This is a genomic window from Micromonospora sp. WMMA1996 (assembly GCF_002573675.1).
Lineage (GTDB): Bacteria > Actinomycetota > Actinomycetes > Mycobacteriales > Micromonosporaceae > Micromonospora > Micromonospora sediminicola.
Map to the genome: position 1 here is coordinate 879,583 of NZ_PDHU01000001.1, position 15,995 is coordinate 895,577.

Genomic DNA, 15,995 nt, shown 5'->3' on the forward strand with positions numbered 1-15,995 from the left:
AGGGGCGAGAGGTCCGAAGTGGAGGAGAGCGGCGACGGGTCGCCCGGGTTGGTCCGGTTCGACTAACCTGAGCATGGCCAACGGTTCCGGACGATGACTACGGGGATGCAGCCATGACGGGGCGCACGACAGTCGACGTACTGTCCTTGGAGGATTTTCACCAGCGGCTCGAGCGACGTCTGCACGAGGCGGAGTCGGTGTTGCGCAAGCTCAACACCGAGATGCAGTGCCGCCCGCCGGCGCTCGGCACGTTCACCGACGCGACCGACAACTCCCGTCGCTACTCCGAGACGCACCAGAGCTACGTCAACCACGTCGACCGACTGCGCCGGGCGATCCTGGCCGCCCGCGAGGCGACCCACACGATCATGACGAACTACAGGACCGCCGAGGCCCGCAACGCCGCCGCCGCGGCCGACATCGCCGCCGCCCTCTCCGGGCTCAACGAGGCGATGAAGCAGCCGAAGGAGGATCCGCGTGTCTGAATACACCCAGCGCTACGAGCACGTCAGCCACGAGGAGCTCTACCAGGGCGTCAACGCCGGCGACCCGTTGCAGATCGAGGGGCTCAGCGCCCAGTGGACGTCGCTCAAGGGCACCCTCGACGACCTCGGCCGCGACCTCGCCGCCGACCTGGACGCGCTGACGAAGACCTGGACCGGTGACGCCGCCCGCGAGTTCCACCGCCGGCTCGACATGGTGGTCGGCTACTCCGGCAACCTGGCCGAGGGCATGACGGGCATCCGACAGGGCCTCGACATGATGGCCAGCGAGTTGCGCGCCGCCCAGGCCAAGGCGGAGAGCCCGGAGAAGACCGACGACAACGACAAGCTGCTCTCCGGCGCCGGCAAGGGCTTCCTGATCGGCGGTGCCCCCGGCGCGCTGATCGGCGGCATCGTCGGCCACCAGCAGGACGAGGCCGAGCAGGAGAAGGCCCACCAGCGGATGGTGCAGGTCGTGGCGAAGCTGGCCGAGGGCTACGACTTCTCGGCGTACGGCCGGATCGTGGTGCCGGAGCCGCCCCCCATCGAGCTGCCCCGCCACCACGACGGGAGCGACCCGACGCTGCACGGCGGCCCGTCGGTGCAGACGCCGTCGGCCGGTCCGACCCTGGGCAGCTTCGGCCCGGGCGCGAACGGCACCGCGACCACCTCGGGCGTGCACCACACCGCCCCGACCAGCGGCATGCCCGGCGACGGCGGCCCGGGCGACGGCATCCCCGGCGGCCACCCCGGCGCGGGCACGCCGGGTTCCGTGACGACCGGCGGCACGCTCGACCCGACCGGCACCTCGCTGGCCGGCGCCGGCCCGCTCACCGCCACCACCGGCGGTCCGCAGATCGGTGGCGGCCCGGGCTTCGGTCCCGGCAGCGCCAACCCGACGATGACGGCCGGCGGGGGTGGCGGCACGCTCTACGGCGGCCCCGGCGTGCTGAGCACCGGCTCGTTGGCCGGGACGGGCCCCACGAACGCGGCGTCCTCCGGGCGACTCGGCGGCGTGCCCGGCGCGGAGAACCGCTCGGCCGCCGGCACCGGGCGGCTCACGTCCGGCCGCGGCCTGACCGTCGACGCCGAGAGCAGGTCCACCGGCCGCACGACCAGTGCCAGCGGTCGGCCCGCCATGGCCGGCCGCAACGGCGTGCTGGGTGGGCGCGGCGCCGCCGACGACGACGAGTCGGAGGGCCGGCTGACCTGGCTCACCGAGGACGAGATGGTCTGGGGCGACGCCGGGTCGGCCCCGCCGCCGGTGCTCGGCGGCATCTGACGTCGACACGGACGAACGGCGCGGCTCCCCGGCGGGAGTCGCGCCGTTCGCCGTCGCGCGGGCGGGTATACCTAGAGCGTATACATACTGTGTATAGTGCCGGTCATGTCGATCGGTCACACCTTCCTCGGGCTGCTGCAAGCCAGTCCCCGCCACGGCTACGACCTGAAACGGGCGTACGACGAGCGCTTCGGCCAGGCCCGTCCACTCGCCTTCGGGCAGGTCTACTCCACGCTCTCCCGGCTGCTGCGCAACGGACTGGTCGAGGTCGACGCGGTGGAGCCCGGCGAGGGCCCGGAACGCAAGCGGTACGCGATCACCGAGGCCGGTGTCACCGACGTGGAGCGGTGGCTCGCCCAGCCGGAGAAGCCGGAGCCCTACCTGCACAGCGTGCTCTACACCAAGGTGGTGCTCGCGCTGCTGACCGGCCGCCCGGCCGCGGATCTGCTGGACGTCCAGCGCGCCGAGCATCTGCGGCTGATGCGGGAGCTGACCCGCAGGAAGACGCACGGCGACCTGGCCGACCAGCTCGTCTGCGACCATGCGCTGTTCCACCTGGAGGCGGACCTGCGCTGGCTGGAGCTGACCGCGTCCCGGCTCGACCAGCTGGCCCGGGAGGTCGGCCGATGAGCGCGGACGCGCTGCTGGTGGCGGAGGACCTGCACCGCTCCTTCGGCCCGACCCCGGCGCTCGCCGGCGCGTCGCTGGCCGTCGCGGCCGGCGAGGTGGTGGCCGTGATGGGGCCGTCCGGGTCCGGCAAGTCGACGTTGCTCCACTGTCTCGCCGGAATCGTGCCGCCGGACACCGGCCGGGTGCGCTACCGGGGCGCCGACCTGACCGCCATGTCGGACGCCGAGCGCAGTGCCCTGCGCCGCCGGGAGTTCGGTTTCGTCTTCCAGTTCGGGCAGCTCGTACCGGAGCTGACCTGCCTGGAGAACGTCGCGCTGCCGCTGCGGCTGGAGCGGGTCGCCCGGCGTGAGGCGGAGCGGCGGGCCCGGGAGTGGCTGGACCGTCTGGAGGTGGTCGACGTGGCCGGCAAGCGGCCGGGTGAGGTCTCCGGCGGTCAGGGGCAACGGGTCGCAGTGGCCCGGGCGCTGGTCACCGGCCCCCGGGTGGTCTTCGCCGACGAGCCCACCGGCGCGCTGGACTCGCTCAACGGCGAACGGGTGATGCGCCTGCTCGCCGGTGCCGCCCGGGAGACCGGAGCGGCGGTGCTGCTGGTGACGCACGAGACCCGGGTGGCGGCGTACTCCGACCGGGAGGTGGTGGTCCGCGACGGGCGGACCCGCAGCCTGGAGCAGGTGGCGTGAGCGCGACAGTGCCAGGCCGACCGGTCGGCGCCGGCCTCGGTGACCTGCTGATGGGCGCGCGGATGGCGGTCACCGGCGGGCGTGCCGGATGGACGCGCACGCTGCTCACCGCGCTCGGCGTCGGGGTGGGCGTGGCGATGCTGCTGCTCGCCGCCGCGGTGCCGGGGGCGATCGACAGCCGCGGCGAACGCACCGCCGCGAGGAGCGAGCCGTTCGCCGGCGCCGCGCTACCCGCCGGTCCGGACACCCTGCTGGTCCTGCACGCCGACAGCCAGTTCCGGCAGCGCATGGTGCGGGGTTGGCTCGTCCGCCCGGAGGGTCCGGACGCGCCGGTGCCACCCGGCCTGACGGCCCTGCCCGGCCCGGGTGAGGCGGTCGTCTCCCCGGCGTTGCGTGCCGTGCTCGACTCCCCGGACGGGCCGCTGCTCGCCGCCCGTCTCGGCGGCGCCCGCGTGGTCGGCGTCATCGGCGCGGCCGGCCTCTCCGGCCCCGACGAGCTGGCCTGGTACGCGGGCCGGGCCGACCTGACCGAGGAGTGGGCGGGCCGCCTGGACCGGTTCGGTGGTGGCGGCCCGGGCGAGGAACTGGGTCCGACGCTCAACCTGCTCGTGGTGGTCGTGTTCGTGGTGCTGTTGCTGCCGGTCGTGGTGTTCCTCGGCGCCGCGGTCCGGTTCGGCGGCGACCAACGGGACCGCCGGCTCGCCGCCATCCGCCTGCTCGGCGCCGACCACGGCATGGTGCGGCGGATCGCGGCCGGGGAGGCGACCGCCGCCGCGCTGCTCGGCCTGGTGGTGGGCGGCGGGCTGTTCCTGGCCGGCCGGCAGCTGGCCTGGTTCGTCTCGTTCGCCGACTACAGCGTCTACCCGGCGGACCTGCGACCGGCGGTTCCCCTGGTGGCGCTGGTGGTCCTGGCCGTGCCGGCGCTCGCGATCGCGGTGGCGCTGCTCGCGCTGCGCCGGGTCGCCGTGGAGCCGCTCGGCGTGACCCGCCGGGGTCGCCCGGCACGCCGCCGGCTCTGGTGGCGGCTGCTGCTCCCCGTCGTCGGTCTCGGCCTGCTCCACCCGGCGACCGGGGCGCAGCGGTCACCGACCGCCGACTGGCGGATCGCGGCGGGCGCGGTGCTGCTGCTGGCCGGCACGGTCACGGTGCTGCCCTGGTTGGTCGACCTGGTGGTGCGGCCGCTGCGTGGCGGCCCGCCGGGCTGGCAGCTCGCGGTACGTCGGCTCCAACTCGACAGCGCCACCTCGGCGCGTCTGGTGAGTGGGGTGGCGGTGGCGGTGGCCGGCACGATCGGGTTGCAGATGCTGATCGCCGGCGTCCAGGACGACTTCCGCCGGCCGTCCGGTCAGGACCTCACGCGCGCCCAGGCGATGGTGAACCTCCCGGGCGTCGCCGATCCGCGCGCCGCGCTGGACCGGCTCGCCGCCGTCGAGGGCGTGACCGGCAGTGCGGCCACGCTGCACACCGCCGCCGCCCCGGCGGGGGAAACGAGCCCGGACGCGGTCGTGACGGTACGGGTCGGCGACTGCGCGGCACTGGCCGAGTACGCCGAGGTGGACAGATGTGCGGACGGCGACGTGTTCCTCGCCCGCTCCGGCGACCCCGAGGCGGGCGTCGAGCCCGGCGGCCGGCTCCGCCTGGACGAGGACTGGACCATCCCGGTGGCGACCCGGATCGTGCCGGCCCGGACCGACCCGGCGGGCGGACGGGCCCAGTCCGCGCTGCTGCTCACCCCGACGGCCGCCACCGGCCTGCCGGAACGCGACCTGAACGCCACCACGCTGCTCACCTTCGACCCGGCCGACCGGGACGCCGTGGAGCGGGTCCGCGCCACGGTGGCGACGATCGATCCGCCGATCGGGCAGGTGCTGGAGTTCCGGGCGGTGCAGGAGGACCCGGGCTTCACCAAGGTGCGGACCGGCCTGACCGCCGGCGCCGTGATCACCCTGCTGCTGCTGGGGATCAGCCTGCTGGTCGGCGTCCTGGAACAGCTCCGGGACCGGCGACCGCTGCTGGCCGCCCTGGTCGCGGTGGGGACCCCCCGGCGGGTGCTGGGCTGGTCCGTGCTCGCCCAGACGGGCGTACCGGTGCTCGTCGGTCTGGTGCTCGCGGCCGGTGTCGGTACGGCGACCGGTGCGGTTCTGCTCGTCATGGTCGGCGCGCCGGTGGTGGTGACCTGGCCCGTGGTCGGGCTCGGCACGAGCCTCGGCGCGGCGGTGGTGTTGCTGGTGACCGCGGCGAGCCTGCCGGTGCTGTGGCGGCTCACCCGACCGGACGGCCTGCGGGTGGAGTGAGTCGACGACCCGCCCGGCAGCCCAGGAGCCGGGCGGGTCGTCGTCGCCCGGTCAGCAGAAGGCGCCGGCCCTGGCGCCGCCGTCCTGCCGGGTGGTGCGGAAGTCGCAGAGGTCGTAGCCGTTGTCGGTGAGCGTCGCCTTGACGTCGGCGAGCTGCGCCGCGTCCAGCGCCGCCTCCCGGGACAGCACGAAGCCGCTGCTGCGGTCGGGGTCGCCGACGACCGCCCAGCGATAGTCGGGATCGAGGCCGATCACCACGTAGTTCGGGCCGCCCAGGTAGATCCACCGGCCGCCGAGGTTGATGAAGGAGACGGTCAGCGCCGAGTCGGCGGGCGGGTTCTCGCTCCGGGCGCGTCCGGTGACCGTGCTGGTGGTGCCGACGATCGTCCGGCAGGTGTTGCGGACGCCGACGGTGCCGTCGGCCTGGACGTCGTACCGGGCCTTGACGTTCTTGAAGCACTGGATCTCGAACCACTGCGGGATCGCGGCCACCTGGTACCAGTCGCCCGCGTACCGGGTCACGTCGACGTCGGCCACCGGGCGCAGCGGACCGGTGTCGACCGACGTGGTCGCGGCCTGCGCGGGGGTGGCGCCCAGGGCGGTGACGGTGGCGGCGGCCAGCGCGGCGACCAGGGCGGTCGTGGTGCGGCGTGCTCCCATGGCTTCTCCTCGCGATCGGGGGGTCGACGGCGGAAGTGTGCCCGACCGGGGCGGCGGAAAACTATCGACAATCTCATCGTTGTCGATGCATCCGTAGGGCCGGTCCGGAGCGAAGAAGAAGGTCCGTCCACAGCGACCCGTGGGCCGGCTCACGTAACCCGCAAGATCGTCGAGCTGCGGGAGCCGGCATCACCCGATAGGTTGAGACGGTGCTGCCCGTAGCGTTCGCCCCGTCCACCTGGACGGCGACGCTGCGCCGGATCGCCCGCACGGCCGTGGCCAGCCTGGTGCTCATCGCCGGCCTTCAGGGCCTGGCCGCCGCGCCCGCTCCGGCCGCGCCCGCACGCTCCGCCGTCACGGCGGTCGAGGCGTCCGTGACCAGCGCCGTCGGGCTGACACTCGCTGCCCCGGCGTCGACCGGGATCGCCACCGACGCAGCCACGGCACTCACCGCCGGGGCCACCGCACAGGCCTCCACCGGTCCGGCCGTCGTCGGCCTGTCCGGCGCCGACGCCTCCGCGCCGGTCCCGGCCGTCGAGGTCGGGGCCGTCACCGAGCCGGGTCGCGCCGCGATCGCCCGGCGTGGGCCGCCGCGCGCCTGACCGGGCCACCTCTCCGGTACGCCCCGACGCTCCCCGCCCTGCCGCGCGTCCCATCGCGTCCGCCACGACGCACTCCGCCCGACTTCCGGGCCCCCAACTGTTGATCGTCGATCGTTCCACCCGAGGTGCTGGTGATGCAGACCGTCTTCTCCACCGTCCTGCCGGACGTCCCCGCCGCCGCCGTGATCTGGCTGGCCCTGCTCGCGGTGGCGGCCGTCGTGGTCGCCGCGCTGGTCGTCCGCCCGACCCGGTTCCGTTCGGTGTTCGGCGAGCGGATCAGCGAGGCCGCCCGACCGAGCAGCATCGACCTGGCCGAGCAGGCTCGCGAGCGGGCCCGGGAACGCCGCCGGTACGCCGACGAGGTGGCCGTGGCCGCGTCCCGCGCGGCGACCACCGCCGAGCGGAGCCGGACCGAGTGGCTGGCCGCCCAGGACGAGGCCGAGGAGGCGTGGCGGTCCTGGCAGGCGGCGGAGAAGGACGTGGACCGGCTGGCCGCCGCCGCGGCGCTGCCGCTGCCCCGGACCGCCCGCACCCCGGCCGAGTACGCGGACCGGGAGCGCTGGCTGCACCGGGCGGCGCTCGACGCCCAGTGGCGCAAGGAGATCACCGTGCGGCAGCTCAGCGACATCCTCGGCGGGAACGGCTGGGACCCGAGCCGGCACCCGGTGGAGCAGGAGCTGCTGCTGCGTCGCCTGGTCCGGGACAACCTGCTCGCCCGCCACCGCGCCGCCGCCGAGCGGGAACAGGCCGCATGGCGGGCCGCCGAGACGGCCGCGGCCGCCGCGCGGAGCCTGCGCGAGGAGGCGTTCGCGGCGTTGCACCCGGTCGCCGAGCCGCAGGCCGCGCTCTCCATCGTGGGCTTCGCCGGGCCGGAGACGACCCGGGAGCTGCCGACCGGGGCGGCGGGTGCCGAGATCACCCGGGAGCTGAGCCCGGTGGCCCGGGGCCGGGCGGCCGTGGCGGCGTACTGACCGTCGGGCGGCGCCGGCCCGGCTCGGCTAGCGTGGTGGTGTGTCCCGTGAAGCCTGGGTGCTGGTCGCACTCGCCGCCGTCGTCGCGGCGGCAACGCTGGTCGGGGCGGTGCTGCTCGCCGTCCGGGTGGTCCGCACCCGCCGCATGCTCGGTGCGCTCGGCGCCGGTGGAAAGGTCGCGTTCTACGGCGCGTTGATCTACACGATCCTGCCGGTGGACCTGCTCCCCGACCCGATCTACCTGGACGACATGGGTGTGCTCGCCGGCGCGCTGTTCTACCTGGGCCGGCTGGCCGCGAAGCACCGGGCGGCGCAGCGCGCGGCGGGTCCCGCCCCGGCCGCCACTCTGCCCGCCCCGCCGGGTGTCACGCCGCGTCGATGACCGATCATCAGCTCGACAGGAGCACGGCGAGCGAGGAGACGGCATGCCCGGCGACCACCGGTTGGATCCGCACGACCAGCGGGTCGCCCGCTTCTTCGCCGACCGGCACCTCGCCACGCTGACCACGCTGCGGGCCGACGGCTCCCCGCACGTCGTACCGGTCGGGGTGACCTTCGACCCCGGTGCGGGCCTGGCCCGTGTGATCACCTCGGGTGGTTCGGCGAAGGCACGGCACGTGGCGGCGGCCGGCACGGCCGGCACGCCGGTGGCGGTGTGCCAGGTCGACGGCCGTTGGTGGCTCACCGTGGAGGGCCGTGCGGTGGTGCGTCGCGACCCGGGGTCGGTGGCCGAGGCCGAGCGCCGGTACGCCGAGCGTTACCGCACGCCGCGCCCGAACCCCGAGCGGGTGGTCATCGAGATCGCGGTGACCCGACTGCTCGGCAGCCTGCCCGACTGAGGCCCGGGCGCGCCGTCTGTCCGTTTCCACCGTGGTCCGGACCACGGCCGGAAATGGGCGGCCGAGCAGGGCGGTTGCACTCTCCGTACGCCGAGCGCCACTCCCGGTGCCGCGTCTCCCCGACCGGAGCGTCGACCCCCGAATGGAGCCTCGCCATGAACCCGATCATCCGTAGGTGCCTGCTCTCCGTCGCCGGCCTGGCCGCCGCCGGCAGCGCCGTGGCGGGTCCGGCCGCCGCCCACGCCGCCCCGGCCCCGGTGAAGGGCAAGGGCGACCGCAGCGCCGACTTCGAGTACCAGGCGCAGCCGAACTTCTTCTACTGCGGTCCGGCCTCGACCCGGATCGCGCTGTCGGCCGAGGGCAAGGACGTCAGCCAGGACGAGTTGGCGGCCAAGCTCGGCACCACCGAGAACGGCACCGACTCGGCCATCGACATCACCCGGGTGCTGAACGAGTACACCGGCGGCAAGTACAAGACCACCGAGATCCGCGACGACGTGGCCACCCGGGAGCAGGTCGAGCGCCTGCGCGCGGACATCCGGGCCGCCGTGGACGCGGACCGGCCGGTGGTGGCGAACATCCTGGGCGGCGCGCGGGACGTCGACGGGGTGGAGCACAGCTACCCGGGCCACTACCTGACCGTCGTGCGGTACGAGGACGACGGGAACAAGGTCCTGATCGCCGATCCGGCCCGACCGGACGAGCCGACGTACTGGATGGACGTGACCGAGCTGGCCAACTGGATCGCCGGCCGCGGTTACAGCTCCTGACCACCGGATCCGAACGGGCCGGCCTCCGCGTGGAGGCCGGCCCGTGATCCGTCGGGTGGTCAGCGGCCGGTGTCGCCCTCGCCGGTGCGCTGCTGCGCCATGTCGACGCCCTTGTCGATCTGCTGGTCGTACTTGCCGCCGGTGCGCTGGTCGGCCATGTCGCCGGCCTTGTCCAGCCCCTTGTCGACCTGCTCGTCGTGCTTGTCGGCGAAGTCCTTGGCCTTGTCCATGAAGTCGCTCATGTCGGTTCTCCCTTCGGTACGTTGAAAGCCTTCCCTGAGGCCGGGGGCACAAACACCGGACGGGCGGTCACCGCCCGGGTGTCGGATTCGCGCCCGTCGGGTACCAACGGCCACGATCGAGGAGGCGACGTGGACGACGCTGGTACGCCCGAGCCGGCGAGGCCGGCCCCGACGACCGGACCCCGGCAGACCTGGGCCGGGCTGCCCTGGCCGGTACGCACGGCGGTCACCTGGAGCGCCTGCCTCCTGGTGATCGCGGCCGGGCTGTGGCTGCTCGGGCAGGTCGCGGTGCTGCTGGCGCCGCTGGCCGTGGCGCTGGCCGGCACGCTCTTCCTCGCCGCGCTGCTCGACCCGGTCCTGGTCCGGTTGCGCCGGCTGCGGGTGCCGGCCGCGCTCGCCGCCCTGCTCTCCATCCTGCTGCTGCTCGGCATCCTGGTCGGCGTCGGCGCCCTGGTCTGGAACCTCACGGCGAGCCAGTTCGGCGAGTTGAGCCAGCAGCTCGACGAGGGCCTGCAACGCAGCCGCGACTTCGTCACCTCGACCCTCCCGGTCACCGACCAGCAGCTCGACCGGCTGGTCGAGCAGGTCCGCCAGGGGCTGAGCAGCGGCGCGCCCGATCCCGTCTCCGGCGCCCGCCGCGCCGCCGAGGTGGTCGGCTCGCTCCTGCTCGGGCTGGTGCTGCTCTTCTTCCTGCTCAAGGACGGCCGTTCGATGTGGCGCTGGGTGCTGCGCCGGCTGGCCGGCCCGCGCCGCGACCTGACCGCCGAGGCGGGCCGGGCCGGCTGGCGGACGCTCGGCGCGTACAGCCGGGGCACGATGATCATCGCGGCGATCGACGCCCTCGGCATCGGGCTGGCGCTGGTCGTGCTGCGCGTCCCGCTGGCGCTGCCACTGGCCCTGATCACGTTCCTCGGCGGGTTCATCCCGATCATCGGCGCCACCGTCGCCGGCGCGGTGGCGGTGCTGGTCGCGCTGGCCGCCAACGGTCCCACCACGGCGCTGCTCACGCTGGCCGCGGTGATCGCGGTGCAGCAGATCGAGGGCAACCTGCTGGAGCCGCTGGTGATGCGGCGGCAGGTGCAGCTGCACCCGGCGGTCATCCTGGTCGTGGTCACCGCCGGCACGCTGGTCGCCGGGGTGGCCGGCGCGTTCGTCTCGGTGCCGATCGCCGCCGTGCTCTGGCGGGTGCTGGACACCGTGCAACGGCACCGCTCCAGCGAGGTCACCCGTCGGGCCGAGGCCACCGGCTGACGTCAGGCCGGGTGCGGCTGGCGCAGGTGGGTGACGAACCAGGCGCCGGCCTGGTCGGCCACCTGCTCCAGCGTGCCGGGCTCCTCGAACAGGTGCGTGGCGCCGGGCACGATCCGCAGCTCCGCCACCTCGCCGAGCGCGTCCCGGGCCTGCTCGTTGAGCACGATCACCTGCTCGTCCAGCCCGCCGACGAGCAGCAGCGTCGGCGCGCGTACCGCCGTCAGGGAGCTGCCCGCCAGATCCGGTCGGCCGCCCCGGGAGACCACCGCGCCCACCCGCTCGGGTCGGGTGGCGGCCGCGACCAGGGCGGCGGCCGCCCCGGTGCTGGCGCCGAAGAGCCCGATCGGGAGCCGCCCGAGTTCCGGGTCGGCACTCATCCAGTCGACGATCCCGGCCAGCCGCTCGGCGAGCATCCCGATGTCGAAGCGCAGCTCCGCGGTGACCTCGTCGCGCGCCTCCTCGTCGACGGTCAGCAGGTCCACCAGCACGGTGGCGAGCCCGCGCGCGTTCAGCGCCTGCCCGACCGCGACGTTGCGCGGACTGTGCCGGGAGCTGCCGCTCCCGTGCGCGAACAGCACCACCCCGCCGGCCCCCGAGGGCACCGACACGTCCCCCACCAGCCCACCCTCGACAACCGGCACCGAAACCTCACGCACACCCCTCACCCCCGCTCCCCCATACCCCCCTCTCCCGCGATCATGAGGTCAACCCTCAGCTCCGCCGTGCGGCGACGGCCCGACTCCGCATCGAACCTGACGTGGCCCGCGACCGGGCCGGGCTGCCCGGCTCGGACGAGGACTGGGTTCGCACCGCCTTTCGAGCTGATAGCACGAACGACTCGCGGCCGGACCCGACTCGCGGCCGGCCCTCGGCCCACCGGCCACATGCCGACGGCCCCGGCTCGCGCGGCGACACGTCACCTCTGGCCGATATACCGCTGGGTCATGAAAATGACTCAGCGGTATATCAGTCATTCGGCGATCGCCCCACGAGCTCGCTACTGACGGTGACCGCGCATCCCCACCTTGCCGTGCGCAGGGCAGGTGACGCGTCCTGTCGACTGGTCGGCGGGGTTGCCTTGACGTCGGCGGCAAGGTTTAGCGTCGGCACCAGAGACGGACGGGGGAACGCCCATGCGGATCGGTGAGCTGGCGGAGCGGGCCGGCACGAGCGCCCGGACCCTGCGCTACTACGAGACGCAGGGGCTGGTCCGACCGCGCCGGTCGGCCAACGGATACCGGGTCTACGACGAGGCGGAGCTGCGCGTCGTCCACGAGATCCGCTCCCTGCTGGCGATCGGGTTCGGTCTGGACGACATCCGGCCGTTCGTCGCCTGCCTGCGCGCCGGCCACGACTCCGGCGACGTCTGTCCCGACTCGGTGGCGGTGCTGCGCCGCAAGCTGGCCGAGGTGGACGACTACCTCGACCGGCTCGGCGTGGTCCGCCGCCGGCTGCACGACCAGCTCGCCCGCGCGATCGCCCATCGGGAGGAAACATGCCTCAGGACACGCAGACCGGCCGGTTGACGGCGGTCACGGACGCCACGTTCGCGACCGCCGTGCTGGCCGCCGACCGGCCGGTGGTGGTCGACTTCTGGGCCGAGTGGTGCCCGCCCTGCCGCGTGGTGTCGAGGCACCTGGCCGAGCTGGCCGAGGAGTTCGGTGACGCGTTGCGCTTCGTGACCGTCAACACCGACGAGAATCCGGCCACCACACGGGCCTACCAGGTGATGTCCGCCCCGACGATGCTGGTCTTCCGCGGCGGCGAGGTGGTCGGCTCCATCGTCGGGTCGCGGCCGAAGAACCACCTCCGGCAGAGCTTCGCCGGTCACCTGGACGGTTGAGCCGCCGCCGGGCGGGAACGCGCGGGGTGACCACGGACCCCGACCGATCGCGAGGATCTCCGATGGCGAAGAAGGACAGGTCCCGGGAGCGGGAACTCAGCGACCAGGAACGCCGTAAGCAGGAGTTGGAGCGCTCGCCGGAGTGGGCCGACCGCGCCGCCGTGGCGCGTACCTCCGACGACCCGCGCGCGACCGCGCCGCGGGACGCCGGCGGGCGTCCGTCCAACGGCCCTCAGTTCTGAGGTACGGGCACCGGGCGGCCCCGCCGACACGAACGGTGGGGCCGCTCAGCTCAGGTGTTCCGGCAGGTGCATCAGCGGAGCCCGACCCTGCGGCTGTTCCGGCTGCGGGCCGGACGGGTGGGCCGGCGGCACCGGCACGGTGACCGGTCGGGCGCAGGTGACCCGCAGCGGCTGGCCGTGGTGCAGCAGGTCCAGCACCGTGTCGGGGCCGCCGTTGCGCAGCGAGTAGGTGGTCTGGTGCGGCCGGACGTCGACCCGCAACCGCATGGACCGCCACTGGAGCGAGAACTCCAGGCGGCTGAGCCGGCTGGAGAGCCGGGGCGTGAAGGAGAGCGTCCCGTCGTGGTCGCGCAGCCCGCCGAAGCCGGCGACGAGCGCGATCCAGGCGCCGGCCAGGGACGCCATGTGCACCCCGTCGCGGGTGTTCTCGTTGAGGTCGTGCAGGTCCATCAGCGCGGCCTCGCGCAGGTAGCGGTGGGCCAGCTCGGGGAAGCCGACCTCGGCCGCCAGCACCGCCTGGGTGCAGGCGCTCAGCGACGAGTCGCGGACGGTGCGCCGCTCGTAGTAGGTGAAGTTGCGCAGCTTCTCGGCGGGGCTGAACGCGTCGCCCCGCCAGTGCATGGCCAGCACCAGGTCGGCCTGCTTGACCACCTGCTTGCGGTACAGGTCGAAGTACGGGTAGTGCAGCAGCAGCGGATACTTCTCCGGCGGCGTGTGCTCGAAGTCCCACTCCTGCAACCGGGTGAAACCCTCCACCTGCTCGTGCACGTCGATGTCCGCGTCGTACGGGACGTGCATGTCGTTCGCGGCGTCCCGCCAGGCGGCGGCCTCCTCCTCGGTGACGCCGAGGTCGAGCGCCTGGTCCCGGTAGCGCATCGCGCAGTCGGCGGCGGTGAGCAGGTTCCGCTGGGCCATCAGGTTGGTGTAGACGTTGTCGTTCTTCACCGCGGTGTACTCGTCCGGGCCGGTCACCCCGTCGATGTGGAACCGGCCGGCGCGGTCGTGGTGGCCGAGCGACCGCCACAGCCGGGCGGTCTCCACCAGCAGTTCCAGCCCGATCTCCCGTTCCAGCGCCTCGTCGCCGGTGACCAGCACGTAACGGCGCAACGCGTCGGCGATGTCGGCGGCGATGTGGAACGCGGCGGTCCCGGCCGGCCAGTACGCGGACGATTCGGGCCCTTCGATGGTGCGCCACGGGAAGGCGGCGCCGTCGAGGTTGAGGGTGCGGGCCCGCTCCTGCGCCTGGGCGAGCGTGGCGTAGCGCCACTGCAACGCGTCCCGCACCGCGCCCGGCTGGGTGTACGTGAGCACCGGCAGCACGAACATCTCGGTGTCCCAGAACGCGTGCCCGTCGTACCCGGGGCCGGTGAGGCCCTTGGCGGAGATCGGCCGCCGTTCCGCGCGGGCGCCGGCCTGGAGCACGTGGAACAGCCCGAACCGGACGGCCTGCTGGACCTCCGGGTCACCCTCCACCCGCACGTCGGCGGCGTCCCAGAACGTGTCGAGGTATTCCCGCTGCGCCCGGCGCATTCCGTCCCAGCCGTCGAGGCGGGCGGAGGACAGCGCGGCGCCGACCTGGTCGCGCAGCGCCGGCAGCGACCGGCGGCTGGACCAGCCGTACGTGAGGTACTTGACCACCCGCAGCTTCTCGCCGGGCTTGAGCACGCAGCCGATGGTGGTGCGGACCCAGTCCTGGTAGCCCTCGGACTCGATGGTGGTGCGTTCCGGGCCGTGCACGTCGTGCCCCATCGCGGCGGCGACCCGCAGGCCGCTGACCTTGGTGCGGTGGATGAGCAGGCCACCGTCGTCGGTGGTCAGCTCCTCCTCGGCCTGCAACGGCGATTCGAGGACGGCGGCGACCCGGGGGTCGCGGCTCTGCGGCGGCAGCGACTCGTTCGCCACCAGCTCGGACTGGAGGATCAGCCGCAGCGGCCCGTCGACCGCCTCTACCTCGTAGTTGATCATCGCGACCGAGCGGTGGGTGAAGGACACCAGCCGGGTGCTGCGGACCTTGACCTCGCGGCCGGCGGGCGAGCGCCAGTGCACCTCCCGCTGGAGCGTGCCGGCGCGCAGGTCGAGGACCCGCTCGTGGGCGAGCAGCTCGCCGTAGCGGACGTCGAGCGGCTCGTCGTCGACGAGCAGCCGGATCAGCTTGCCGTTGGTGACGTTGACGATGGTCTGCCCGGACTCGGGAAAGCCGAAGCCGGCCTCCGCGTACGGCAGGGGACGCAGCTCGTAGAACGAGTTCAGGTAGGTGCCGGGCAGGCCGTGCGGCTCCCCTTCGTCGAGGTTGCCGCGCAGGCCGATGTGCCCGTTGGAGAGCGCGAAGACCGACTCGGACTGGGCCAGCACGTCCATGTCGAGGCGCACCTCGCGGATGTGCCAGGGCTCGACCGGGTACGCCCGTTCCCGGATCACGCGGCCGGCTCCGGGGCGAGCAGGTCGGCGAGGTCGGTGACCACCACGTCGGCGCCGTGCGCGCGCAGCTCGTCGGCCTGGCCGACCCGGTCGACGCCGACCACGCACCCGAAGCCGCCGGCTCGACCGGCCGCCACCCCGGCGAGCGCGTCCTCGAAGACGGCGGCGTTCGCCGGTTCGACGCCGAGCAGCCGCGCGCCCTGGAGGAACGTGTCCGGGTGCGGCTTGCCCCGCAGCCCGCGTTCGCGGGCGACCACCCCGTCCACCCGGGCCTCCAGCCAGCGGTCCAGCCCGGCGGCGTGCACCACGGCGGCGCAGTTGGCGCTGGCCGAGACGACCGCCCGGCGCAGCCCGGCCCGGGTCGCGGCCTCCAGGTAGCGCACCGAGCCGTCGTAGACCTCGACCCCGTCGTGCTCGATCCGTTGGAGCAGCACGACGTTCTTGCGGTTGCCGATGCCGTTGACGGTGTCCGCCTCCGGCGGGTCGTCCGGCGCGCCCTCGGGCAGCGTGATGCCGCGTGAGGCCAGGAACGATCGCACGCCGTCGGCGCGGGGCTTTCCGTCCACGTACCGGTTGTAGTCCGGTCCGCTGTCGAACGGGCGGAACGGCTCGCCGGTCTCGGCCGACCGGCGTCGCAGGAACGCGTCGAACGTCTCGGCCCAGGCGGCGTTGTGCACCTTGGCGGTCTGCGTCAGCACACCGTCCAGATCGAAGAGACACGCGGTCACGTGCGCGGGTAGGCCCAGCATTGCCTGAATCTATCCAGGCCGTCGGCCGGGCAAACCCGAT

Annotated in this window: 19 protein-coding genes; 14 read left to right on the forward strand and 5 right to left on the reverse strand. The window is 74.0% G+C overall.

Features of this window, described 5'->3' with window-relative positions; genetic code table 11:
• Positions 1-146: 146 nt before the first annotated feature.
• From COO58_RS04265 to COO58_RS04285, 5 genes are all read left to right on the forward strand, one after another.
• Positions 147-485 carry a hypothetical protein gene (locus COO58_RS04265; RefSeq protein WP_255292514.1) on the forward strand — a complete coding sequence of 113 codons (339 nt, stop codon included), beginning with the start codon at positions 147-149 and terminating at the stop codon, positions 483-485.
• Entirely contained in the window at positions 478-1,764 is a 1,287-nt protein-coding gene (locus COO58_RS04270; protein WP_098743904.1) for a WXG100 family type VII secretion target, read from the forward strand. The genes COO58_RS04265 and COO58_RS04270 overlap by 8 nt, the downstream gene beginning before the upstream one ends.
• A gap of 105 nt (positions 1,765-1,869) precedes the next feature.
• Positions 1,870-2,394 carry a PadR family transcriptional regulator gene (locus COO58_RS04275; RefSeq protein ID WP_098743906.1) on the forward strand — a complete coding sequence of 175 codons (525 nt, stop codon included), beginning with the start codon at positions 1,870-1,872 and terminating at the stop codon, positions 2,392-2,394.
• Positions 2,391-3,074, forward strand: a complete 684-nt coding sequence (locus COO58_RS04280) for an ABC transporter ATP-binding protein (protein WP_091583138.1) — start codon at positions 2,391-2,393, stop codon at positions 3,072-3,074. The genes COO58_RS04275 and COO58_RS04280 overlap by 4 nt, the downstream gene beginning before the upstream one ends.
• Positions 3,071-5,368, forward strand: coding sequence for an FtsX-like permease family protein (locus COO58_RS04285; protein WP_218012335.1), 2,298 nt, complete (start codon positions 3,071-3,073; stop codon positions 5,366-5,368). Before COO58_RS04280 ends, COO58_RS04285 begins: the two co-directional genes overlap by 4 nt.
• 51 nt (positions 5,369-5,419) lie before the next feature.
• Here the strand turns inward: COO58_RS04285 and COO58_RS04290 are convergent, their stop codons facing one another.
• Positions 5,420-6,028, reverse strand: a complete 609-nt coding sequence (locus COO58_RS04290; RefSeq protein ID WP_098743908.1) for a lipocalin family protein — start codon at positions 6,026-6,028, stop codon at positions 5,420-5,422.
• A 209-nt stretch (positions 6,029-6,237) separates the two neighbouring features.
• Between COO58_RS04290 and COO58_RS04295 the strand changes: the two genes are divergently transcribed.
• The 5 genes from COO58_RS04295 to COO58_RS04315 all read left to right on the forward strand — a co-directional run bounded on the left by COO58_RS04295 (position 6,238) and on the right by COO58_RS04315 (position 9,210).
• On the forward strand, positions 6,238-6,630 hold the full coding sequence (locus tag COO58_RS04295) for a hypothetical protein (RefSeq protein WP_098743909.1): 393 nt from the start codon (positions 6,238-6,240) through the stop codon (positions 6,628-6,630).
• Positions 6,631-6,764: 134 nt separating this feature from the next.
• The gene (locus COO58_RS04300; RefSeq protein ID WP_098746086.1) at positions 6,765-7,601 is read left to right on the forward strand and encodes a hypothetical protein; all 837 of its coding nucleotides are present in this window, start codon (positions 6,765-6,767) and stop codon (positions 7,599-7,601) included.
• A 40-nt stretch (positions 7,602-7,641) separates the two neighbouring features.
• Positions 7,642-7,983, forward strand: coding sequence for a YkvA family protein (locus COO58_RS04305; protein WP_098743911.1), 342 nt, complete (start codon positions 7,642-7,644; stop codon positions 7,981-7,983).
• A gap of 43 nt (positions 7,984-8,026) precedes the next feature.
• The gene (locus COO58_RS04310; protein ID WP_098743912.1) at positions 8,027-8,440 is read left to right on the forward strand and encodes a pyridoxamine 5'-phosphate oxidase family protein; all 414 of its coding nucleotides are present in this window, start codon (positions 8,027-8,029) and stop codon (positions 8,438-8,440) included.
• 155 nt (positions 8,441-8,595) lie between these two features.
• Entirely contained in the window at positions 8,596-9,210 is a 615-nt protein-coding gene (locus COO58_RS04315) for a C39 family peptidase (protein ID WP_091583156.1), read from the forward strand.
• A 59-nt stretch (positions 9,211-9,269) separates the two neighbouring features.
• Here the strand turns inward: COO58_RS04315 and COO58_RS04320 are convergent, their stop codons facing one another.
• On the reverse strand, positions 9,270-9,452 hold the full coding sequence (locus COO58_RS04320) for an antitoxin (protein WP_091583159.1): 183 nt from the start codon (positions 9,450-9,452) through the stop codon (positions 9,270-9,272).
• A gap of 129 nt (positions 9,453-9,581) precedes the next feature.
• Here COO58_RS04320 and COO58_RS04325 point away from each other — a divergent pair, with 129 nt between their 5' ends.
• A complete protein-coding gene (locus COO58_RS04325; RefSeq protein WP_098743914.1) occupies positions 9,582-10,703 on the forward strand; it encodes an AI-2E family transporter in 1,122 nt (373 codons plus the stop codon).
• A gap of 2 nt (positions 10,704-10,705) precedes the next feature.
• Here the strand turns inward: COO58_RS04325 and COO58_RS04330 are convergent, their stop codons facing one another.
• Positions 10,706-11,368, reverse strand: coding sequence for a dienelactone hydrolase family protein (locus COO58_RS04330; RefSeq protein WP_098743915.1), 663 nt, complete (start codon positions 11,366-11,368; stop codon positions 10,706-10,708).
• Positions 11,369-11,836: 468 nt separating this feature from the next.
• Between COO58_RS04330 and COO58_RS04335 the strand changes: the two genes are divergently transcribed.
• The 3 genes from COO58_RS04335 to COO58_RS04345 all read left to right on the forward strand — a co-directional run bounded on the left by COO58_RS04335 (position 11,837) and on the right by COO58_RS04345 (position 12,788).
• On the forward strand, positions 11,837-12,229 hold the full coding sequence (locus COO58_RS04335) for a MerR family transcriptional regulator (protein WP_098743917.1): 393 nt from the start codon (positions 11,837-11,839) through the stop codon (positions 12,227-12,229).
• On the forward strand, positions 12,199-12,546 hold the full coding sequence (trxA, locus tag COO58_RS04340; RefSeq protein ID WP_091583171.1) for a thioredoxin: 348 nt from the start codon (positions 12,199-12,201) through the stop codon (positions 12,544-12,546). The genes COO58_RS04335 and trxA overlap by 31 nt, the downstream gene beginning before the upstream one ends.
• 62 nt (positions 12,547-12,608) lie before the next feature.
• Positions 12,609-12,788: a hypothetical protein gene (locus tag COO58_RS04345; RefSeq protein WP_091583174.1), complete on the forward strand. Its 180-nt coding sequence runs from the start codon at positions 12,609-12,611 to the stop codon at positions 12,786-12,788.
• Between the two features lie 45 nt (positions 12,789-12,833).
• On the opposite strand, the gene COO58_RS04350 is transcribed toward COO58_RS04345, so the two are convergent.
• Both COO58_RS04350 and COO58_RS04355 read right to left on the reverse strand, forming a co-directional pair.
• A complete protein-coding gene (locus COO58_RS04350; RefSeq protein ID WP_098743918.1) occupies positions 12,834-15,206 on the reverse strand; it encodes a glycoside hydrolase family 65 protein in 2,373 nt (790 codons plus the stop codon).
• A complete protein-coding gene (locus tag COO58_RS04355; RefSeq protein WP_098743920.1) occupies positions 15,203-15,955 on the reverse strand; it encodes a beta-phosphoglucomutase family hydrolase in 753 nt (250 codons plus the stop codon). The genes COO58_RS04350 and COO58_RS04355 overlap by 4 nt, the downstream gene beginning before the upstream one ends.
• Positions 15,956-15,995: the final 40 nt, after the last annotated feature.